31 protein-coding genes, 1 tRNA gene and 3 pseudogenes are annotated in these 19,543 nt (G+C 39.6%); 32 read left to right on the plus strand and 3 right to left on the minus strand.

Annotation, left to right across the window (positions count from 1 at the left end; translation table 11 throughout):
- From KUH03_RS28695 to KUH03_RS28765, 15 genes are all read left to right on the plus strand, one after another.
- A complete protein-coding gene (locus KUH03_RS28695; protein WP_257087829.1) occupies positions 1-771 on the plus strand; it encodes an arginine deiminase family protein in 771 nt (256 codons plus the stop codon).
- 93 nt (positions 772-864) lie between these two features.
- On the plus strand, positions 865-1,302 hold the full coding sequence (locus KUH03_RS28700) for a GNAT family N-acetyltransferase (RefSeq protein ID WP_257087830.1): 438 nt from the start codon (positions 865-867) through the stop codon (positions 1,300-1,302).
- Between the two features lie 268 nt (positions 1,303-1,570).
- Positions 1,571-2,092 carry an ATP-binding cassette domain-containing protein gene (locus KUH03_RS28705; protein ID WP_257087831.1) on the plus strand — a complete coding sequence of 174 codons (522 nt, stop codon included), beginning with the start codon at positions 1,571-1,573 and terminating at the stop codon, positions 2,090-2,092.
- Positions 2,089-2,232 (plus strand): hypothetical protein, encoded by a 144-nt coding sequence (locus tag KUH03_RS28710; protein WP_257087832.1) that lies wholly within the window; start codon positions 2,089-2,091, stop codon positions 2,230-2,232. Before KUH03_RS28705 ends, KUH03_RS28710 begins: the two co-directional genes overlap by 4 nt.
- A gap of 23 nt (positions 2,233-2,255) precedes the next feature.
- Positions 2,256-2,453 (plus strand): hypothetical protein, encoded by a 198-nt coding sequence (locus KUH03_RS28715; protein WP_257087833.1) that lies wholly within the window; start codon positions 2,256-2,258, stop codon positions 2,451-2,453.
- A complete protein-coding gene (locus KUH03_RS28720; protein WP_257087834.1) occupies positions 2,446-2,802 on the plus strand; it encodes an ABC transporter permease in 357 nt (118 codons plus the stop codon). The genes KUH03_RS28715 and KUH03_RS28720 overlap by 8 nt, the downstream gene beginning before the upstream one ends.
- Before the next feature lie 65 nt (positions 2,803-2,867).
- The gene (locus KUH03_RS28725) at positions 2,868-3,293 is read left to right on the plus strand and encodes a hypothetical protein (RefSeq protein WP_257087835.1); all 426 of its coding nucleotides are present in this window, start codon (positions 2,868-2,870) and stop codon (positions 3,291-3,293) included.
- A 43-nt stretch (positions 3,294-3,336) separates the two neighbouring features.
- Positions 3,337-4,023, plus strand: a complete 687-nt coding sequence (locus KUH03_RS28730) for an ABC transporter permease (RefSeq protein WP_257087836.1) — start codon at positions 3,337-3,339, stop codon at positions 4,021-4,023.
- Between the two features lie 20 nt (positions 4,024-4,043).
- Positions 4,044-4,394, plus strand: coding sequence for a hypothetical protein (locus KUH03_RS28735; protein WP_257087837.1), 351 nt, complete (start codon positions 4,044-4,046; stop codon positions 4,392-4,394).
- Positions 4,340-4,987, plus strand: a complete 648-nt coding sequence (locus KUH03_RS28740; protein ID WP_257087838.1) for a hypothetical protein — start codon at positions 4,340-4,342, stop codon at positions 4,985-4,987. Before KUH03_RS28735 ends, KUH03_RS28740 begins: the two co-directional genes overlap by 55 nt.
- A 41-nt stretch (positions 4,988-5,028) precedes the next feature.
- On the plus strand, positions 5,029-5,415 hold the full coding sequence (locus KUH03_RS28745; protein WP_257087839.1) for a hypothetical protein: 387 nt from the start codon (positions 5,029-5,031) through the stop codon (positions 5,413-5,415).
- The gene (locus tag KUH03_RS28750) at positions 5,376-5,855 is read left to right on the plus strand and encodes a hypothetical protein (RefSeq protein ID WP_257087840.1); all 480 of its coding nucleotides are present in this window, start codon (positions 5,376-5,378) and stop codon (positions 5,853-5,855) included. The genes KUH03_RS28745 and KUH03_RS28750 overlap by 40 nt, the downstream gene beginning before the upstream one ends.
- Entirely contained in the window at positions 5,852-6,082 is a 231-nt protein-coding gene (locus KUH03_RS28755; RefSeq protein WP_257087841.1) for a hypothetical protein, read from the plus strand. The genes KUH03_RS28750 and KUH03_RS28755 overlap by 4 nt, the downstream gene beginning before the upstream one ends.
- A gap of 156 nt (positions 6,083-6,238) precedes the next feature.
- Positions 6,239-6,691, plus strand: coding sequence for a nuclear transport factor 2 family protein (locus KUH03_RS28760; protein ID WP_257087842.1), 453 nt, complete (start codon positions 6,239-6,241; stop codon positions 6,689-6,691).
- A 156-nt stretch (positions 6,692-6,847) separates the two neighbouring features.
- The gene (locus KUH03_RS28765) at positions 6,848-7,153 is read left to right on the plus strand and encodes a hypothetical protein (protein WP_257087843.1); all 306 of its coding nucleotides are present in this window, start codon (positions 6,848-6,850) and stop codon (positions 7,151-7,153) included.
- Positions 7,154-7,290: 137 nt separating this feature from the next.
- Here KUH03_RS28765 and KUH03_RS28770 read toward each other — a convergent pair.
- Positions 7,291-7,364 (minus strand) — tRNA-Ile (locus tag KUH03_RS28770).
- A gap of 89 nt (positions 7,365-7,453) precedes the next feature.
- On the opposite strand from KUH03_RS28770, the gene KUH03_RS28775 reads away from it, so the two are divergent.
- The 14 genes and pseudogenes from KUH03_RS28775 (at position 7,454) to KUH03_RS28840 (ending at position 15,274) form a co-directional block, all read left to right on the plus strand.
- Positions 7,454-7,783 carry a hypothetical protein gene (locus KUH03_RS28775; RefSeq protein ID WP_257087844.1) on the plus strand — a complete coding sequence of 110 codons (330 nt, stop codon included), beginning with the start codon at positions 7,454-7,456 and terminating at the stop codon, positions 7,781-7,783.
- Complete coding sequence (locus tag KUH03_RS28780) at positions 7,780-8,064, plus strand: HAD-IA family hydrolase (RefSeq protein WP_257087845.1); 285 nt, start codon at positions 7,780-7,782, stop codon at positions 8,062-8,064. Before KUH03_RS28775 ends, KUH03_RS28780 begins: the two co-directional genes overlap by 4 nt.
- 111 nt (positions 8,065-8,175) lie before the next feature.
- Positions 8,176-8,369: pseudogene (gene rpsU / locus KUH03_RS28785) on the plus strand (30S ribosomal protein S21).
- A gap of 189 nt (positions 8,370-8,558) precedes the next feature.
- Entirely contained in the window at positions 8,559-9,353 is a 795-nt protein-coding gene (locus KUH03_RS28790) for a tyrosine-type recombinase/integrase (protein WP_306429207.1), read from the plus strand.
- Between the two features lie 12 nt (positions 9,354-9,365).
- On the plus strand, positions 9,366-9,695 hold the full coding sequence (gene hpf / locus KUH03_RS28795; RefSeq protein WP_373564506.1) for a ribosome hibernation-promoting factor, HPF/YfiA family: 330 nt from the start codon (positions 9,366-9,368) through the stop codon (positions 9,693-9,695).
- A 344-nt stretch (positions 9,696-10,039) separates the two neighbouring features.
- Positions 10,040-10,414, plus strand: a complete 375-nt coding sequence (locus tag KUH03_RS28800) for a DUF6686 family protein (protein WP_257087846.1) — start codon at positions 10,040-10,042, stop codon at positions 10,412-10,414.
- A 386-nt stretch (positions 10,415-10,800) separates the two neighbouring features.
- On the plus strand, positions 10,801-11,328 hold the full coding sequence (locus tag KUH03_RS28805; RefSeq protein WP_108637070.1) for a ferritin: 528 nt from the start codon (positions 10,801-10,803) through the stop codon (positions 11,326-11,328).
- 118 nt (positions 11,329-11,446) lie between these two features.
- Positions 11,447-12,418, plus strand: coding sequence for a carboxypeptidase-like regulatory domain-containing protein (locus KUH03_RS28810; RefSeq protein WP_257087847.1), 972 nt, complete (start codon positions 11,447-11,449; stop codon positions 12,416-12,418).
- Positions 12,376-13,221, plus strand: coding sequence for a hypothetical protein (locus KUH03_RS28815; protein WP_257087848.1), 846 nt, complete (start codon positions 12,376-12,378; stop codon positions 13,219-13,221). Before KUH03_RS28810 ends, KUH03_RS28815 begins: the two co-directional genes overlap by 43 nt.
- 29 nt (positions 13,222-13,250) lie before the next feature.
- A complete protein-coding gene (locus KUH03_RS28820; RefSeq protein ID WP_257087849.1) occupies positions 13,251-13,697 on the plus strand; it encodes an outer membrane beta-barrel family protein in 447 nt (148 codons plus the stop codon).
- Positions 13,688-14,224: a hypothetical protein gene (locus KUH03_RS28825; RefSeq protein ID WP_257087850.1), complete on the plus strand. Its 537-nt coding sequence runs from the start codon at positions 13,688-13,690 to the stop codon at positions 14,222-14,224. Before KUH03_RS28820 ends, KUH03_RS28825 begins: the two co-directional genes overlap by 10 nt.
- Positions 14,225-14,308: 84 nt before the next feature.
- A complete protein-coding gene (locus KUH03_RS28830) occupies positions 14,309-14,788 on the plus strand; it encodes an alcohol dehydrogenase catalytic domain-containing protein (RefSeq protein ID WP_257087851.1) in 480 nt (159 codons plus the stop codon).
- 85 nt (positions 14,789-14,873) lie between these two features.
- A complete protein-coding gene (locus KUH03_RS28835; RefSeq protein WP_257097412.1) occupies positions 14,874-15,089 on the plus strand; it encodes a zinc-binding dehydrogenase in 216 nt (71 codons plus the stop codon).
- Positions 15,065-15,274 (plus strand): zinc-binding dehydrogenase, encoded by a 210-nt coding sequence (locus KUH03_RS28840; RefSeq protein ID WP_373564848.1) that lies wholly within the window; start codon positions 15,065-15,067, stop codon positions 15,272-15,274. The genes KUH03_RS28835 and KUH03_RS28840 overlap by 25 nt, the downstream gene beginning before the upstream one ends.
- Here KUH03_RS28840 and KUH03_RS28845 read toward each other — a convergent pair.
- Both KUH03_RS28845 and KUH03_RS28850 read right to left on the minus strand, forming a co-directional pair.
- Positions 15,263-15,571: an AraC family transcriptional regulator gene (locus KUH03_RS28845; RefSeq protein WP_257087852.1), complete on the minus strand. Its 309-nt coding sequence runs from the start codon at positions 15,569-15,571 to the stop codon at positions 15,263-15,265. The genes KUH03_RS28840 and KUH03_RS28845 overlap by 12 nt on opposite strands.
- Positions 15,572-15,776: 205 nt before the next feature.
- Positions 15,777-16,124: an AraC family ligand binding domain-containing protein gene (locus KUH03_RS28850; RefSeq protein ID WP_257087853.1), complete on the minus strand. Its 348-nt coding sequence runs from the start codon at positions 16,122-16,124 to the stop codon at positions 15,777-15,779.
- Between the two features lie 143 nt (positions 16,125-16,267).
- On the opposite strand from KUH03_RS28850, the pseudogene fucP reads away from it, so the two are divergent.
- The 3 genes and pseudogenes from fucP (at position 16,268) to KUH03_RS28865 (ending at position 19,533) form a co-directional block, all read left to right on the plus strand.
- Positions 16,268-17,531 (plus strand): annotated as a pseudogene (gene fucP, locus KUH03_RS28855) (L-fucose:H+ symporter permease).
- A gap of 9 nt (positions 17,532-17,540) precedes the next feature.
- The gene (locus KUH03_RS28860; RefSeq protein ID WP_257087854.1) at positions 17,541-17,873 is read left to right on the plus strand and encodes an L-rhamnose mutarotase; all 333 of its coding nucleotides are present in this window, start codon (positions 17,541-17,543) and stop codon (positions 17,871-17,873) included.
- Positions 17,874-17,876: 3 nt separating this feature from the next.
- A pseudogene (locus KUH03_RS28865) lies at positions 17,877-19,533 on the plus strand (UxaA family hydrolase).
- Positions 19,534-19,543 lie beyond the last annotated feature (10 nt).

A 19,543-nucleotide genomic window follows, 5' to 3' on the forward strand; every position in this document is an offset into this window, starting at 1 on the left:
GTGTTGCGTCCTCGTCTGTTGACAAACTTGGAGAAGGAAGTCGGAGCTGACGATGGTTATGCCAACTTCTTTGTGCGTGATCCATTTTTTACTGTGGGTAATGCTGTCATAGAAGGTTCCTTGCGTTTTCTTCAACGCACAAATGAAATCTTGCCGATTCGGGATATTTTTGAACAACAGGTCTATCCAGATGATTGCCTCTATGTTGCCGCACCCAAACCTGCGATCCATGATCATGGTGATCTTTCGCGCTGGCACGGACCTTTTATCGAGGGTGGTGATGTATTGGTCCTTGGCAAACAGGTATTTGTCGGTAACTCTGGGCTTGCATCCAATAGCCTGGGTATCCGATGGCTGTCAAAATTACTTAAATCTTATGGTTATCAGGTCGAGGAAATAAGATTGCATCCGGATATTTTACATTTGGATTGTGCTCTCGGACTTATTCGTGAAGGACTAATGGTTGTTTGTGAGGATGCATTTCTTGACGGCATACCGGAACATTTAAAACAATGGGATAAGATTAACGTTACCCTAAGCGAGGCGGGACAGTTGGCAACCAATGGTCTACCGATCAACCCAATGTTTACGTCACTGACCCTGTATTTAAACCTATTGGCGATAAGCTTTCGCTTTACGGGATACATGTCGAATATGTTGACTTCCAGATCAGCAGAAGTTTTGGTGGCTCATTCCGCTGTAGTACGCAACCCCTATTGCGACGATTTTAAACTCATGATATTCTTTCGGACAGCGTTACTGAGACCGTAAGATGTGTCTGATCTGTACCCATTACAACGATGAGAGGGAGTGTAACTTTGTATGTGCTTTAGGCACAGTTTTATTATCAATAGCTTAGTCATCATGATGGAATTACAGATACAAAATAGCACACTTCACGATATTGACTCGATCTTTAAGTTTTATAGGATTGCAACTGATTTTCAAAAGGCAAAATCCATGGTTTATTGGCCTGAGTTTGATCGGAAGCTTATCGAACAGGAGCTGAAGGAGAATAGGCAATGGAAAATGATTGCAGATCAGGATATCGCCTGTGTCTGGGCGACAACATTCGACGACCCTGACATTTGGGAGGAGAGAAATGACGATCCGGCAGTTTACATCCATCGCATCGCAACGAATCCCAATTTTAGAGGTAAGAATCTTGTTAACACTATTGTGAATTGGTCGATTGAATATGCAATTGCAAATAATAAGAAGTTTGTCCGATTGGATACAGTAGGTGAGAATAAAGGACTGATTGACCACTACACGAAATGTGGGTTTGATTTTTGGGATTAAAGAAGCTTCGTAATACAGCAGGCTTACCGGCGCATTATGACAATGCTACCGTAAGTTTGTTTGAGATAAAACTTTGAGAGCTTTAATCAGGCCAATTTGTTTCCACCGTTTTTCGAGATGTGGAAGCCTTGTAATCAATAACTGTTTTTAGTTGATATTGCGCTGAAAAATAGATAGATCTACGGACTTTCTTGTGAACTTTTGTTATATTGTTGTAACAAATTGTCGTTTTAGCATACTAACAAATTATTAACAGTTAAACTTATTTATGAACTTATCAATAGAAAGCCTCAGTAAAACCTATCCGAATGGTGTAAAAGCCCTTGATGAAGTGAATTTGGAAATTAAACCGGGGATGTTTGGTCTTCTCGGACCAAATGGAGCGGGAAAGTCATCTTTGATGCGTACTATTGCGACACTACAAAAGCCAGATAGCGGTCGTATTACTTTTGGTGATATTGATGTGCTTGGTAGGCAGATGGAACTGCGAAAGGTTTTAGGTTACCTACCACAGGAATTCGGTGTTTATCCGAACCTTTCAGCAACAGATTTGTTGCAGTACTTTGCGAAGCTCAAAGGCATTAAAACAAGTGCCGACAGACAGGCGATCATCAAGCGTGTGCTCGAGGTTACCAATCTTTGGGATGTTCGTAATAAGAGTGTCAGTGGCTATTCAGGTGGGATGAAACAGCGATTTGGAATAGCCCAATTATTATTGAATGATCCAAAACTGATTATTGTTGATGAGCCCACCGCTGGACTGGATCCAGCTGAAAGACATCGTTTTTGAATGTCTTACGGGAGATCGGTACCGATCATACCGTTATTTTCTCTACACATATTGTGGATGATGTACGTGAATTATGCCATGAACTTGCGATCCTCAATGGCGGTAAGATACTATTGCGGGGACGCCAAAGGAAACGATAGAACAATTAGAAGGCAAGATCTGGGTGCGTATTATTAGTCGCGATCAATTGGATGAATATACCCAGAAATATAATGTCATTTCCACCAACTACAATCAGGATAATACGCTCAATATCCGGGTTTATAGCGATGTGCAACCAGATGAATCTTTTGTCAATGCGCAAGGGCAACTGGAAGATGTTTATTTTGTAGCATTAAAAAATGACCAGCGCCATGTTTAGTCCGATTTTTAAATTTGAGTTTACCCGTTGGTTTAAGAATGCTGCCGTCTATATTTATATGGCTCTATTCTTTGCACTATCGTTGTTCATCATGCTCTCTTCCTTGGGCATATTTGACGGGGTCACAGCGACTACTTCATCCAATACGATCAGAAATTCCCCTTGGGCTATTAACGGGATGATTAATGGGATGTCCTCATTGATCTATTTCTTGATACCCTCCATTGTGGGGGCTTGTGTGTACCGGGATTATCAATATAATGTACATACCATCCTGTTTAGTTACCCATTTACCAAAACAGACTATTTACTGGGTAAGTTTTTGGATCAGTTGCTGTTGTACTTATAATCGTACTGGCATCCACGCTAGGTATTATTGTCGCACAGTTTGTCCCTGGTATCAATTCAAGCTTATTGGGGCCGGTACATGTTTTAGCTTACTTTCAAACCTATCTGATTCAGGTTATTCCTAATCTGGTTATCCTAAGTGCCATTATTTTCGTATTGGTAACCTTCACCCGCAATGTGTATGTCGGTTTTGTCGCCGTTTTGGTGCTTATCATTTTACAGGTGCTTATTCAAAACCTGACTGACAATGCCGATAATCGTTACTTAGGGGCATTGATAGACCCTTTTGGCGATAGTGCCATTTCTTACTATACGCAATATTGGTCTCCCGAAGAAAAGAATACAAGCAATCTTCCTTTTCTTGGTGCAATAATTTATAATCGACTGATTTGGCTAGCTGTAGCGGCTTTATTTATTGGTGGATTTTACCTGTTGTTTTCTTTCTCGCAGGACTCCATCTCGATCAAGACAGGGAAAAAGGAAAACGCTTGACAAAAATAACTTTGACAGCGTTTTTCGTATCAACCTCCCGAAAGTGGGTTACGATTTTTCAATAACCCATTACTTGAAAACAACCTGGACAATGGCACGGTATGATTATCGCTATATTGTTAAGAATCCAGTCTTTTTGATTTTGACTTTGGTTGGTGTACTTTTTATCATCTTGATGGCTAGTACAATCGGTACAATATTCGGTACCTCGACTTATCCTGTTACCTGGAAAATGCTGATGATACCAGGTACGACTTTTAAGTTCTTTTTGTTGATCTTGACTTTCCTCTTCAGCGGTTTATTGGTCCATCGCGGTAGCATTACACGAATGGGCGGATTATTGGATGCGACACCCGTTCCGAACTGGACACTCATGGGCTCCAAAATAATCGCGATCATCATGATGCAATTGACCCTGCTCGCGGTGGTAATGCTCACCTGTATGGCATTTCAGGTTTACCATCATTATTATAATTTCGAAATCGGGCAGTACGTGATACACTTGATGGTATATGGTATGTTGGGAAATATCGTATGGCTATTTGTAGCCATCTTTGTACATACGCTCTTCAAGAACTATCTGGCTGGTTTTTTTATCCTGTTAACTTTATTTATTGGATTGCCATTTTTGTCTTTTGTAGGGGTAGAGCAGGCGATTTATCAATTTAACAAGGGGCCTGATCTCGATTATTCGGATATGGACGGTTTTGGCTATATCTTGCCTTTTTAACCTATCGGGTGTATTGGCTGTTGTTCGCTGTGTTTTTTCTGACCCTAGCCCTTTTGTTATGGCGTAGGGGTGGATTCTCTGGTATAAGAGAGCGCTGGACTATTTTACGATCGAATGTAAAGGCGAGTACTATGACCGTACTTATCCTGAGTTTTGTTGGTTTTGTTGCTATCGGTAGTGGGATATATTATGAAGATCATATTAAAAACCCTTATTATACCAGCTTGGATCACGAAAAACAATCTGTGGAATGGGAAAAGAAGTATAAAAATATCAATTTCGGCCACAGCCCCGTGTTGTTGATATTAAGTTTAATATGGATATCTATCCTTCTGGGCGTAGTTTTAAAGCGCAAGCTTCCTATGTGTTAAAGAATAAGACTGCAGTCGCTATAGATTCTATTTTTGTCAATTATAATGATTATGACTATACTTTCTCCTTCAATGTTCCCAATAAGTTGGTCTCTACAGATGATATTTACAATTTCAATATCTACAAGTTAGCCAAGCCAATGGCTCCAGGAGATTCCATCGTCTTAAATTTCAGTACAACTAGCCCTTCCAATACCTGGGTGAACGAGAAGTCTCCTGTCAAAGGTAATGGAACCTTTATCAACAATATGTTGTTTCCAAACATTGGGTATTTGGATCGGGGTGAACTGGTGGATAATGATATCCGCAAGAAATACGGATTACCTCATCGCGATCGTATGGCTCCACCCACTGATTCAATGGCACTGCGGAATAATTATATCTCAAATGATGCGGATTGGGTCCGGTTTGAGGCGACTGTGAGCACGGATCCGGACCAGCTGGCCATAGCTCCGGGGTACCTGACCAAGCAATGGGAGAAAGATGGACGGAAATATTATCAGTATAAAATGGATTCGTCGATATTGAATTTCTTTGCGTTTAACTCTGCTCGCTATGAAATTAAAAAGACAAATGGAATGGGGTCAACTTAGAGATATATTACCACAAAGGACATACCTACAACCTCGATCGGATGATGGCTTCGAGCAAGGCCTCTTTAGCGTATTATACTGCGGAATATAGTCCTTATCAGCATCGGCAGTTGCGTATTGTTGAATTTCCCCGGACAGCCGGAACGTTTGCGCAGTCTTTTGCCAACACCATTCCTTTTTCCGAGGCAATAGGCTTTATAGCAGATGTGAATGAGAAGAAAGATGATGCGGTGGATTATCCCTATGCTGTCACAGCACACGAGATAGCCCACCAGTGGTGGGCCCATCAGGTGGTTGGTGCCAACGCGCAGGGAGCAACGTTGATGTCTGAAAGTATGTCTGAATATTCGTCTTTGAAAGTCCTCGAAAAAGGTATGGAAAGGGACAGATGCGTAAGTTTCTCAAAGACGCGCTGGATGGCTATTTAAAAGGTAGGGGGTCGGAGACATTGGGTGAAAGACCATTGATGTACAACGAAAATCAGATGTATATCCATTATCAGAAAGGGTCGTTGGTATTGTACGCACTGAGTGATTATCTAGGTGAAACTGTTTTCAACCAGACAGCAAAAGCGTATCTGAAAAGTACAGCCTTCCAAAATCCGCCTTACACAACATCATTGGAGTTTGTGGATTCCTTTCGCAGAGCCACACCTGATTCGTTGCGTTATCTGATCAAAGATATGTTTGAAACGATTACTTTGTATAACAATAAGGTGGAGAGTGTAAGTTCTAAAAAGCTGAAAAATGGAAAATACCAAGTTGATATTCAATTTGAAGTGGCCAAATATCGCGTGGATGCCAATGGCAAAAGAGCTATAATGATCAAGGGAGCAAACCACTCGTGTTTAAGAAATCTGATCGGGTGACATTAGAATCTTTGCCCCTTAGGGATTATATTGAGGTTGGGATTTTTTCAAAATCAACGGATAAGAAAAACGGAAAGCCACAGGAGCTTTATCTGAGAAAACATCGTATTGATCAAATTAATAATAAGTTGACATTGATTGTTGATCAGGAGCCCATTCAGGTCGGTATCGATCCGTATAACAAACTGATTGACATCGACTCGGATGATAATAGAAAAGATATTTAATGTGGCGAGGGCGATGAAATCAGTCTACGGAGCATTCAATAGTTAAAAAACAGGTTTTATCCAGCGAATAATAAATAGGGGTCTACGGATTTTAACTGCCATCATCAGCCAATGATTTATTGTGTTATTTAGTGAAACGAGTAAATTAATTTTGAAATGAGAATAAAATATTCTTTTACCCTGGTCATGCTCTTAGCATGTACCTGTAGTTTATTGGCGCAGACAAAACAGGATAGTGTAGCGATCAAGCAAGCTGCCCTTGATTATATTGAATCGCAACATCAGGTAAAACCTGAACAAATGGAGCGAGCTTTGCATCCGCGGATGGTGAAACGAACTTTTTGGAAGGATAAGGCTACCGGTAAAGACTATTTGCGCGAGACAACTAGTGAATCCATGATTCTACTGGCAGAGAGTTACAATAAAAATGGAGATAAATTTCCCGCTAATCCAAAGAAAGAGGTGAAATTTCTCGATGTTTCGGCACGTACCGCCTCTGTTAAGCTAATTGCGGATGAATGGATTGATTATATCCATGTTGTGAAATTGAATGGCGCCTGGAAAATTGCAAACGTCCTGTGGCAGTATAATGATGTCAATCAACATTAAGATCTAATGAAATGCCACACCTATGACCGGATCTTTGCTAACAAAATTCTTGAGGTACTGAGACTGTCATTTGCTTTGTATAGCCTGATGAAAATCAGATTTCAGAGAATTAAATGGGAAAAATCGTAAAAACGGTTGGAATTAAGGGGAATATTTATGAGCGGAGGCAGTCGTTTTGGGACAAAAATCAGCTTATTTCTGGTACTTGGAATAGGCTGGATGGTTTTTGTCCTTTATCACTCAGCAGAATTATTGCTTTCCGGTAGCGAGAAGAGCAAACTGACGGCTTTATATGGACTTTGGCTTTTAGTCCCTGTGATGTTGATTATCGTTGTTGATAGGTTTGCTGTCAGGAAATTTGGTATTATAAAAGTAAACAAAATAGAATTTTTATTTTGGTCGCTGCGATTATTGTTGGGCTGTTTGATCTGTATTTTCGATAGTATATTTTCCAGAAAATGATAAGGACATACGTTCGTTTGTCTTTGATGGCCAACGCTATTGGGGCTATCCCAAAGCGAATAAATTGAAGTAGCCGTTTTAGTGGGTATTAAAACAAAAAGTCGCTTTCTTATTCAGAAAAGCGACTTTTTGTTTTGTGCTCCCACCTGGGCTCGAACCAGGGACCAAAAGATTATGAGTCTTCTACTCTAACCGACTGAGCTATAGGAGCAGGTCGTTTGTTTTGTCAATTTTGGCATTGGTTGTGCTGTTTTGACGATGCAATTATCGATATTTGTATCGGTATTTCAAAATAATTCGATGGAAAAAATTAAAAATATTGTTCTTGATTATGGGAATGTAATCTTCATGATCGACTTTGTAAAGTTGAAAGTTGCTTTTACTCAGTTAGGTATAGAAAATGTTGACGAAGTTTTTGGGCATCATGGTCAAAGTGCACTTTTTGACGATTTTGATAAGGGAAAAATTGATGCTAGGCAATTTCGGGATGGAATCCGGGAGGTTACTAAAAATCCAGCATTGACCGATACAGAAATTGATGCAGCTTGGAACAGTCTGTTGATTGGAGTCCCTAAAGGGTATCACGAACTATTGTTGCAATTGAAAGATAAGTACCGTACTTTTTGTTGAGTAATAATAATGCGATTCACTATGCCTATTGTATGAATGATATTCAAGAAAAATATGGTGTGGCCGATAATGCCGGATTTTTTGAAAAAACTTACTATTCGCATTTAGTCGGCATGCGCAAACCCGACGCCGAGATTTTCGAATTGCTGATGGCGGAGCAGCAGTTGAATCCCGCAGAAACATTGTTCGTTGACGATAGCCCGCAGCATTTGGCTGCAGCACAGCAGTTGGGTTGGCATACAGCACTGTGTACCAAGGAAAACCATTGCAATCGATTCTAACAGAATTTGGACTGCTATAAAAAAATATTTTTCTTTTCATATTCTATGGAAATATTGTACCTTTGTCCCACTTTAAATTTTAAAAGCGACGAAAGGAGGTATATACAACGCATGATTATCGTAAATGTAAAAGAAGGAGAATCTTTAGATAGAGCATTGAAACGTTTCAAGAAGAAATTCGAGAAAACAGGAGTTTTAAGAGAGTTGCGTTCACGTCAAGCTTATGAAAAGAGATCTGTAACTCGTCGCATTCAAGTGAAAAAGCGATTTACAAACAATCTTTGAATCAAGATGTGGCTAACTAATTGATTCGCTGAGAATTTAAAAATATAAAGGGAAAAGCATTGCTTCTCCCTTTTTTTTGTGCTTTTAAGTTTGTAATTTAAGGATAGTATAGTGAGGGAAATTATGTTGGAAAAGGAATTTATCCGGTATTTACAGATTGAAAAAGATATTCAGAACATACCGTTATTGCTTATCGGCATGAACTGGAAATGTTTCAATCCTTTTTGAATGTGGAGGGTTTGGTGTTATCGGATGTTGTCTATCGGGATCTGCGTCATTACTTCGCTCAGATGATGGAGTCAGGTAAAAATGCCAGTTCTGTCAATCGAAGTATGTCTGCGCTGCGCACCTATTTTAAATTTCTTCAACGTGAAGAATGCCTTGATAAAAATCCGATGACCCTTATTAAGGCGTTAAAAACTGCGAAGAAGCTACCCGTTGTTGTGGAGAAGGAAAAGTTAGTTCAGCTGTTGGATCATCTGGAACAAGAGAAGGATGATTTTGAATCATGCCGGAATTATTTGGTAATGGAATTGCTTTTTGGGACAGGGATTCGCTTGGCTGAATTGTTGAAAATAAAGGAGCAGGATATCGATTTTTTTAATAAAAATATTCTTATATTAGGTAAAAGGAGCAAAGAACGCCTTGTTCCGATAAATGATCTTTTAGTAAAAGAATTGAAAAACTATTTGCAACAAAAAGCGTCGCAATTTGTTGATACTAATAACAGCTTATTGATTGTTACAAAAGAAGGGAAACCAGCCTATGCCAAGCTGATCTATGATATTGTGCATCGGTATCTGACACTGATTTCTACTCAAGGTAAACGAAGCCCTCATATTTTGAGGCATACGTTCGCAACGGCCCTATTAGATAATGGGGCGGATTTAAATGCAATTAAGGAACTGTTGGGACATGCAGGGCTTGCTGCAACGCAGGTTTACACGCATAACTCAGCAGAACGATTGAAGTCTATTTATAAACAAGCTCATCCAAAAGCTTAAAAAAGGAGGAAAATGAACATTACTGTGCAATCCATTCGATTTAATGCAGATCAAAAGTTAATCGAATTCATTAAAAAGAAAACAGGAAAATTAGAGCAGTTTTTGGATTCAATCATCGGTGGTGAATGCTACCTGCGATTGGAGAATGTCGATGACGAGGCAAATAAGATTTCAGAAATCAAACTGAACATCCCAGGGAGCCAACTTTTCGCAAAAGGGCAGGCGAAGAGTTTTGAGGAGGCAACGGATATCGCCGTAGAGTCCTTACGTAGGCAGATTAATAAACATAAAACAAAGACAAAAATACAGTCGTTACTAATCGCAAAGAAGTACTTTCCGTAGAGGAAGAAGAAGAGGAAGAATACGATTAAAATATAACACATACATTTTAACGGAGGAGGTCAATCTATAATTGACCTCCTTTTTTTTTGGAAGGAGTTTGTCGTATTGATTGCTATGGAATTTTATGAATTGGCTAGTCAGTTAATTTATAGATCTCTCTAGCCGGTTCAGGACTATCCCGGGCTTTTCGCGCTGTTTATATTACGATAGAGGAGGACAGTTTCGCGATGGTATTAACAATAAAGTAGTTTATTTATATTAAATCAAAATAATCACTTATTTTACTTGGATTGATTATAAATAATATTTATTTTTGAGCAGTTTAAAAGAGAAGGGTAATAGAAATGTCAGAATTGGTTTGTCCATTAGCACATGTTGAAGAAGTGTTTTCCACTGCAGCTGGTAAGGTTTATCAATGTAGTCGTAAAAATTGCTTCTGGTTGGAGTATAATAATGAGACTACATCTTTTTCGGTGTCGGATTTTTTGAAATTCAAGAAGCGTATGGATTCAATTGATGTGGAGCGGATGATTAATGATACAACACGTTCTTCTGATTTTGAAATTGTTATGCCTTTTCGTACAGAAAGATGTTTTATTCTTGCTGTAGAGGATGTGCTTCAACTTCGTGAATTACTGGATGGAGCTAAATTTATGATGGAATTAAATTCCGTCATCAGAACCTGTCTACAAGTTTCTCCATTTGCTGTCTTAGCATAAAGAAGAATACCTTATATAAAAATATCGGAAAAGCGGTATATGTCCAATCAGGGCATACACCGCTTTTTTCTGTTATGCTAAATACTTATTTAAATTAAAATTAAATAAGTGTTCGCTGTCTCTCTCTTGTGTTTATTGTAATTCGGTATTTATTACACCTAAATACTTTCCTATTCTTTAAATTTATGGGCTATTGAAAGTAGCAATGATCGGTATTTGTAATTGTATTGATTCTAAACAAGTTGTGGTTTATTTGTCTAATTTAGACTGAATTTGTATTGCATATTATTTATACAGATTTTCGAAATCCGATGTATCTTTGTAATGTAATCAGATGATAAGGTATATCACTTGATGTTGTTTTAGAAATTAAACTTAAGGTAAATATGAAAGATTTATTGAAATTGAAATCTTCTTTGAAAGAAGAGATCGAAAATATACTAAATGCACAAATTAAAGTTGAAGCACACTCTTCAGCGTTATATTTGGCAATGTCTTCATGGTGTGATGATCAAGGTTTGGAAAATGCGGCTGAGTTTTTTGCAAAACAGTCCAATGAAGAGCGTGAGCACATGTTGAAACTTTTCAACTACATCAATAATCGTGGTGGTCGTGCAATCTCTCCGGAGATTACAGGTATTCCACAAGATTTCGAATCATTCCGTGGTGTATTTGAGCAGACATTAGAGCAAGAGATGTTTGTAACAGAGCAATTTAATAACATTGCTGACAAATGTGCAAAAGCTAAGGATTACGTGACGTTCAACTTTGTACAATGGTTCTTGGAAGAGCAAGTAGAGGAGGAATTTGTTGCAAGACGTATCCTGGAACTATTTGATGTAATTGGTGAAGATGGTACTGGACGTTGGGAAATTGACAAACACCTTGTTAAGGTAACCTTTGCTGGTGAGTAACAAATCATAAGAATTTTAGTAGTAAAAACGAGTTGTTTTCCTGACAACTCGTTTTTTTATACAAAATCACAACTTTTTACGTTAATAGCTTAAGAATTTCTTATATTGAATTGTATTATTGCAAAGTCTGTTTGATGAAACTAAGGGGCGGGAATATCATCCGGTTTATACTTTTGTTAACTATTATAAGCTTGTTTTTTCTGCCGAGGAATACGTTTGGTCAGGCGACAAAAAAGAGGTTTATGGAATTGTTATAGATACTGCTGGCAATCCTCTCAAAGGTGTTAGTGTACATTTGACGAGCTCTCGGGACACACTGTTTTCGTCAACATCAGCAACGGGATATTTTCACTTCGGACGTGTTTTAGGAAACGATATTCGGATAAGCTGTACGCAAATAGGTTTGAGTATTCTCGAACGTAGTTATCCACTTTACAATAGTAGTACGGCCAAACTGGACGTCGGGAAATTGACCATGTTTCCACATGTTTCTTTATTAAAGGAGATTGTTATTCTCAAATATAAGCCTATTGTCTATAAACAAGATACTGTACAATTTAATTTAGACGCTTTTCAATTCGATCGGCGTGCACTTTTAGAGGAGGCGCTTAAAGCCTTACCAAATGTGCAAGTATCCAGAGATGGATCTGTCTACGCCTTCGGAAAACCCATATCTTCGGTAAAAGTTGATGGTAAGCGATTTTTTGGCGGGGATGTCCTGACTGCTACACGAAATCTTCCCGCAGATTTTGTGAAAAGCGTGCAGGTTATTGATTTTTATGGAGACGAAGCGACGGCCAAAGGAATCAAAAGCACCGAATCTGAAAAGATATTGAATATTGTACTTCGAGAGGATAAGAAAAAAATCACTTTTGGACAGGCAACAGTGGGTGGAGGTACCGCCGACCGCTACCTTGGAAGTATTGGTGTAAATAGATTTGATAATGGAAAGGAATATTCTATTGTATCCTCTATCAATAATACAAATACCAATCTCTTTTCTTTTGGTTCGCCAAATGGAGGCGAGCGGGAACGGGAAATGGGGAGTTGGCCGATTTTGCTGACCCTACAGATGGTGTCAACAAAATAAGTTCCGTCGGAGCTAGTTTTTCCAGCCCACTTTCAAAGACTGTCAATGCCAGCGGAAAATATTCTTTTACACAACGCAACAATTATACTGTCGGAAATTCTCTTTTACAGTCCATCTATGGTTCTGGAAAAGGAGTGAATACCTCGATCAGTAATTATGAGGACTATAGGATAAAGTCTGTTGATCGGACACATAAAATGGATTGGGATTTCGATATGAAACTCTCAGCAAAAGACCAATTGAAGATTTCTCCAAAGCTCTCCTGGACTAATTCGACAAGTCGAACATTAAAGGATCGACGGATCAAGAATAACAGGTTGAGCAGTACAGGTAATTATGAAGCTGCTAATAGTACGGAAAGCCCAGCCGCAGCCCTGGACCTGTTTTATACGAGGAGTTTTGACAAGCCTGGCCGGAAAATATTATATACTTTTCATACAGATTTTAATGCGTTGGATAAGGACGAAGTACTGCGCGATAACAACAAGGGTATAGACAGTACAGTAGCTCCGCCTAAAATAACGGAGACCTTTCTAAATCAAATGATCCGAACGGATAACGAGAGCAAAAATATTCAGAGCCGCCTGTCTCTTGTCGAACCCGTGGATCTGGGAGGTGTGTTAGAGATCAACTATGACCTTGATTACACAAAAATAGATGCTAGCCGTTCAACTTTCGATCATACGAATTCTGAGAAGGAACCTATATTTATCGATTCACTGAGTTCAAAATATAATTATTCTTTTGCGAGTAATAAGGTCGGAATGATTTATCGGCAGGATGTGGGAAAAACGTCAAATTAAATTTTGGCTTTGCTGTTCAGGCTTCAGAATTGAAAGGCGCCCTAACCGGTCAAGATAATCCAGCCTCCTATCCGAATGTAAATTTTGTACCCTCAGCTGGATTAAAGTGGAAGTTTACCAAAGACGAAGATCTATCCATAGATTACTATGGACGTAATAATCAACCTAACTTCTATCAGATACAACCCGTGGTAGATAATACAAATACACAAAATATTGTTGTTGGAAACGGGGAGTTAAAATCAGAATTTGCAAATACAATTGTTTCGAAGTACCGCAAATCAATGACAGGAAAAGGACAGTATTTTGAAGCAAGTTTTGCTTATAATCTGGTAAATGATAAAATTGTTGCTGATCGAACCATTGAGCCTAACTCTACCATACAAAAAACAACCTATCGGAATACGGATGGGTATTTTGATATTAAAAGCTATTACCTTTTACAGCCTCTTTATTCTCGGATAATTTGCAGCTGAGTCTCAATGGAAATGGGGATTACTATAACAATATCTCTTTCATTAATGATAAGAAGAGTTTTGGTGGGCATATTTTAATTACTCAGGCCATTCAATTTCGTTATGCTTGGAATGATATTTTTGAGGCCGAATTAAATGGTAACTATTCGTTGAATCGGGCGACTTTTGATTGGCCTTTTCGGGACAATATCACGGCACATTCTGGAATAGTAGGGCTTGGTTCCAAGGCGTATTTAGGAAAGCATTTCACCATGGGGCTGGAGCTATCCCAAAAGTTTAACGCGGGATATTCAAGTTCTTGGAGCAATATTAGTCCTACGATCATCAATGCATATATGGAATATACTTTTGGACGAAATAATCTGGGTATGTTGCGGTTTCAGGGCTTCGATTTAATGAATCAGAATACTGGAATATCCCGTGCTGTTGTCGGAAATGATATCTTGGATGTTCAAAATAATCGCTTAGCCCGTTATTTTATGCTCTCACTGAATATTCGTTTACAAAAATACCCGAAGAAATCCTGATAGGCATCCGGGCGTAACAAGACATTGTTATCCTGACTGGATGTGAGATGAGATATTAGAAACATAATAAATAGTTATTTACAGATGAAAGCAGTTGTGATAAGCAAGCCAGGTGATCCAGAGGTATTAAGGGTTGAGGAACTAGAGCGACCACTGGTTGGAGATATGGAGGTATTGATCGAAGTCAGGGCGGCGGGTGTGAATAGGCCCGATGTTTTCCAGCGAAAGGGAAATTATCCGGCACCTCCAGGTGTTGATCCACGTATCCCAGGGCTCGAAGTGGCAGGTATTATAGTGGAAAAAGGCTCTTTGGTCGATGGTTGGAATATTGGTGACTCAGTATGTGCGCTGGTTGCCGGTGGTGGGTATGCGAGTTATGTTTCTGTTTACCAGGGACATTGTCTCCCTATTCCGGCCAATCTAAGTTTTGAAGAAGCGGCGGCACTCCTGAGACAGTATTCACCGTGTGGGACAATGTCTTTCGCAGGGGAAAACTACAATCTGGGGAACACTTCCTGGTGCATGGTGGGGCCGGCGGAATCGGTAGTACAGCTATTCAATTAGGGGCGTTATTCGGTGCGGAAGTTTATACAACCGTTAGTTCGGAGGAGAAAGGTCTTTTTGCCAATCACTAGGTGCATCAAAAGTAATAAACTATAAAACTAAGGACTTCCAGCAGGTATTGGCTGACTTGGGAGTTGATGTGATTTTAGACAGTATAGGTGGTGCCTATTTCGAAAAAAACATCAATCTTTTGAACCCCGATGGCCGCCTGGTCTATATCAACGCCATGCAAGGGGCTAAAGCAGAAATCAACTTGCTCAAATTGATGCAAAAAGAATTCTACTTACCGGAAGTACCCTAAGAGCAAGAGATCATCAATTTAAAGAAACATTACGTAATGAGATCTGGACTGAGGTATGGCCTAAGCTCATTTCTGGTGATTTCAAACCCAGACTGTTTCGTGTTTTGCCTTATCATGAAGCTGCAAAGGCACATCAATTGATGGAGGATTCGAATTTGTTGGGAAAAATCGTATTACGTTTTTGATTTTTGATAGTTAAGTGGGGTTGTGCCCGTGATATTCTTGAAATATTTATGAAAACTCGAGAAGTTTTGAAACCCAGACTCGAAGCAGATCTGTTTGATCGTTTGTTTATTTTCAAGTAATAAATTACATGCCGTCTTTACACGCATTTCAATTAGAAACTGAAAAAGTGTCTTACCTATCTGCGATTTAAAATAACGGCAAAATGAATTAGGCGTCATTCCTGTCAATGAGGCAAGCTCCTCTAGGCGGATCTGGTCGCGATAATTTTCGCCGATGTAGTGCATGGCCATGCGCATGCGGTCAGCATCCTGATCCTGAGACTGAATCGTAAAGCCTGTGCTGGTTAATAGATCATGCTGCTCCTCTGTGGCAATAGATGTGAGGATTTGCAGTAGGTGGATGATTCTTGTTGTACCAGCGTTGTCTAGTATGGCATCAATATGTGTTATTGTTTCAGCCTTGCTTGCTTTAGAAAGCGCTATCCCCTTTTCGAAATCCGTATCAAGTCTTTGATGTTTTTGTTCTCAGGGAGATTGGTGAATTCATTCCCCAGAAATTTTCTTTAAAATGCAGTACACGTATATCTGCCACTTGTGGATTGTCCTCTTTTAGATAGATTTCATCAAACAGCCAATAATGCGGGAGATTAGAACCTACCAGTGTAATATCTCCAGATTCAAAACGACGAACGCTGTCGCCAATAAACTGTGTACCAGATCCCTCTGCAAAATAAATCAATTCAAGTTCTTCATGATAATGCCAAATGTTGTGATATTGTGGTGTATTATCTCGTCTAGCGTTGAATGAATGGGTGAGATTGTTATTTAAATGAAGTAATTGCGCTTTCATAACTATGAAATATATGCATTAAAGTTACATATTCCTGTTTAGATATGGTAATATAGCTTAATAAATTGATAATATACCTGAATATTGTCTAGGTTTTTTAGGCTTATTTTACATAAAATAACTACTTATAACCATTTGAATATATGACTAACAAAAAGAGTTACACATTTGCCTTGATTTTGGTGACCTCCTTGTTCTTCTTTTGGGGATTTATCCATAACCTTGATCCGATCTTGATTCCACATTTGAGGAATGCCTTTAGTTTATCGCATTTCCAGGCTTCCTTGGTCGATTCAGCGGTATTTATTGCCTATTTTGTAATGGCGATCCCTGCGGGAATTATTATGAAACGTTATGGCTATAAGGCCGGTATTTTGATCGGATTGTTATTTTTTGCGCTAGGTTGTTTTTTATTTGTTCCTGCAGCAAATACCATAAGTTATGCTTTCTTTTTGGGAGCCTTGTTTGTGGTCGCATGCGGATTGACTATTTTGGAAACAGCTGCCAACCCTTATGTCGCTATTTTAGGTGATCCTGCAACATCTGCCCAGCGGTTGAATTTTGCACAGTCATTCAATGGTCTTGCAGCTTTCTTGGCTCCGATATTTGGTGGGAAATTTATCTTGTCACACGAGCCGAAATCGCAAGAAGAATTGGCGCAGATGGCTGAACAGGCAAAACTGGCTTACATCCAGTCGGAAACAGCTTCTGTAAAAATGCCTTACCTTGTTTTGGGCGTATTGATCCTGTTGATTGCTGCTTTGTTCTTCTTTACCAAATTGCCCGATATCAAAGATGATGAGGAAGAAGGTAAAGCAGGCTTCTTTCATGCCTTGAGACATAAAAATGTAAGATGGGCGGTCATTGCCCAGTTTTTTTATGTTGGTGCTCAGGTCTGTATCTTAAGCTTTCTAGTGCTATATGCAACAGAAGTAGCAGGGATATCAGGGAAAGATGGTGCGGACTATGCCGGTTTTGCAGGATTAGCATTTATGTTAGGCAGATTTATAGGAACCTTCTTTATGCGTTTTGTTTCCGCATCTAAACTGTTGATCATATATTCATTTGTTACGATTGCATTATCACTGTTCGTTATTTTTGGAACAGGGGTACAAACATTATATGCCTTGATTGGAATCGCATTTTTATGTCCATCATGTTTCCAACCATCTTTGCCTTTGGAGTACAGGGGATCGGCGCAGATACTAAATCTGCTTCGAGTCTGATTGTCATGTCTATTGTTGGCGGAGCGTTATTACCCCACTTTTGGGCTTAATATCGGATACAACAGGCCATTTTCAATATGGTTATTTTGTGCCTTTAGTATGTTTTATCGTGGTATTGGCTTTTGCCTTTCAGAATAGGAATGTGAGCATCGCCGAAACAGAAAATCTTAAATCACATTAATAGATAGTAATGAAAAAATATGTCATGGCATTGGATCTTGTCAATGATCCACAATTGATCAAAGAATATGAGGATTACCACCGTGCAGTGTGGCCAGAGATCAAGCGATCGATTTTGGATGCTGGGGTAACGCAAATGGAGATCTATCGTTTTGAGAATAGATTGTTTATGAATATGGAAGTTGGTGAAGATTTTTCATTTGAGCGCAAATCTGCTATGGATGCTGCCAATGAAAAAGTTCAGGAATGGGAGCAGTTGATGTGGAAATATCAGGCCGCTATCCCGGGATCCAAACCAGGTGAAAAGTGGGTAATGATGAATAAAATATTTGAATTAGTATAAGTTATGGCCATACAACGTTATTTACAAATCCATCCAATGGATAATGTCCTGGTTGCATTGCAGGACCTGGCTGAAGGAACAGCAATTGTTTTCGAAGGTAAAGAGTTTACATTGAAGCAAGCCGTTGCGGCCAAACATAAGTTTACGATTCAGCCTATGAAGCAAGATGCCGAAATATTGATGTATGGTGTTTTGGTTGGGAAGCTGAATGGTGATTTAGGTGCGGGTGAGTTGATCACAACAGAAAATCTACGTCATGCATCCGAAGATTTTAGAATGGGTGATCGCAAGACCACTTGGACCAAACCGGATATTGCTGCATTTAAAGATAAAACATTCAACGGATTCCACCGTTCGAACGGTACGGTAGGAACGGCTAACTATTGGTTGGTCATTCCATTGGTATTTTGTGAAAACAGGAATGTACTGACGCTAAAAGCTGCTTTCGAAGAGAAACTAGGCTATAAGGTCAAAGCCAACAATTATATCTCCGAGGTAGAGGACCTGATCGGATTATATAAATCCGGTGCAGATGTAAACCAAATTCTGGGGCAGGATTTATTGGCTAATTCAACATCAAATGAGCAAGAACGTTTGTTTAAAAATGTGGATGGCATTAAGTTTTTGAACCACGAAATGGGCTGTGGTGGTACACGTATGGACTCTGATGCGCTATGCGGTTTGCTGGCAGGATATATTACACATCCCAACGTGGCAGGTGCGACTGTATTGAGTTTAGGCTGCCAACATGCACAGGCTTCCATTTTAAAGGCTGAAATAGAGAAAAGGAATCCAGGTTTTGACCGTCCTTTATACATCTTTGAGCAACAAAAAGAAGGAACTGAAAAGAATTGATGCAAAAAGCAATCAAAGCAACTTTCGCAGGGATGATGCAGGCGGATAAAAATGAGCGCAAACCAGCCAAGCTAGATAAACTATGTATCGGTTTGGAGTGTGGTGGTTCAGATGGCTTCTCAGGTATTTCGGCCAATCCGGCACTTGGTTTTGTTTCGGATATTCTGGTGACTTTGGGTGGTTCTGTTATTTTAGCTGAATTCCCAGAGCTATGTGGCGTGGAGCAGGAACTTAGTGACCGTTGTGTTGATGAAGCTACTGCGGAGAAATTTATGAGCTTGATGCGTACCTACAATGCGAAAGCGGAAGCGGACGGTTCGGGTTTCTACATGAACCCATCTCCGGGCAATATCCGTGATGGCCTGATCACAGATGCGATCAAATCTGCAGGAGCAGCTAAAAAGGTGGTACCTCACCAGTCGCTGCGGTGATTGACTATCCAGAACTGGCTAATGGGGCAGGGCTCAACTTACTATGTACACCTGGTAATGACGTGGAGAGTACTACCGCAGAGGTTGCTGCGGGTGCTAATGTTGTCTTATTTACGACCGGTTTGGGTACGCCCACAGGAAATCCGATTACGCCAGTTGTAAAACTATCGACCAATACAAAGACTTTTGAAAAAATGCCTGATATCATAGATCTTAATTGTGGTACCATTATCGAAGGTACAGAGACTATTGAACAGGCTGCGCATCGTATACTTGATTATGTCATTGAAGTTGCTTCAGGTGAGGTCAAGCCTAAAGCAGTCTTGTTGGGACAGGATGATTTTATTCCTTGGCGAAGGGGCGTTTCTTTGTAAATAACCAAAA

The sequence above is a fragment of the Sphingobacterium sp. E70 genome (assembly GCF_019285695.1).
Classification (GTDB): domain Bacteria; phylum Bacteroidota; class Bacteroidia; order Sphingobacteriales; family Sphingobacteriaceae; genus Sphingobacterium; species Sphingobacterium detergens.

Coding starts and splice junctions, on each gene's coding strand:
- KUH03_RS28700 (WP_257087830.1), top strand. CDS start 865: ATGATGGAATTACAGATACAAAATAGCACACTTCACGATATTGACTCG.
- KUH03_RS28705 (WP_257087831.1), top strand. CDS start 1,571: ATGAACTTATCAATAGAAAGCCTCAGTAAAACCTATCCGAATGGTGTA.
- KUH03_RS28720 (WP_257087834.1), top strand. CDS start 2,446: ATGTTTAGTCCGATTTTTAAATTTGAGTTTACCCGTTGGTTTAAGAAT.
- KUH03_RS28740 (WP_257087838.1), top strand. CDS start 4,340: ATGGATATCTATCCTTCTGGGCGTAGTTTTAAAGCGCAAGCTTCCTAT.
- KUH03_RS28745 (WP_257087839.1), top strand. CDS start 5,029: ATGATGGCTTCGAGCAAGGCCTCTTTAGCGTATTATACTGCGGAATAT.
- KUH03_RS28750 (WP_257087840.1), top strand. CDS start 5,376: ATGCGTAAGTTTCTCAAAGACGCGCTGGATGGCTATTTAAAAGGTAGG.
- KUH03_RS28760 (WP_257087842.1), top strand. CDS start 6,239: ATGAGAATAAAATATTCTTTTACCCTGGTCATGCTCTTAGCATGTACC.
- KUH03_RS28765 (WP_257087843.1), top strand. CDS start 6,848: ATGAGCGGAGGCAGTCGTTTTGGGACAAAAATCAGCTTATTTCTGGTA.
- KUH03_RS28775 (WP_257087844.1), top strand. CDS start 7,454: ATGGAAAAAATTAAAAATATTGTTCTTGATTATGGGAATGTAATCTTC.
- KUH03_RS28790 (WP_306429207.1), top strand. CDS start 8,559: ATGTTTCAATCCTTTTTGAATGTGGAGGGTTTGGTGTTATCGGATGTT.
- hpf (WP_373564506.1), top strand. CDS start 9,366: ATGAACATTACTGTGCAATCCATTCGATTTAATGCAGATCAAAAGTTA.
- KUH03_RS28800 (WP_257087846.1), top strand. CDS start 10,040: ATGTCAGAATTGGTTTGTCCATTAGCACATGTTGAAGAAGTGTTTTCC.
- KUH03_RS28805 (WP_108637070.1), top strand. CDS start 10,801: ATGAAAGATTTATTGAAATTGAAATCTTCTTTGAAAGAAGAGATCGAA.
- KUH03_RS28830 (WP_257087851.1), top strand. CDS start 14,309: ATGAAAGCAGTTGTGATAAGCAAGCCAGGTGATCCAGAGGTATTAAGG.
- KUH03_RS28845 (WP_257087852.1), bottom strand. CDS start 15,571: ATGCGCATGGCCATGCACTACATCGGCGAAAATTATCGCGACCAGATC.
- KUH03_RS28850 (WP_257087853.1), bottom strand. CDS start 16,124: ATGAAAGCGCAATTACTTCATTTAAATAACAATCTCACCCATTCATTC.
- KUH03_RS28860 (WP_257087854.1), top strand. CDS start 17,541: ATGAAAAAATATGTCATGGCATTGGATCTTGTCAATGATCCACAATTG.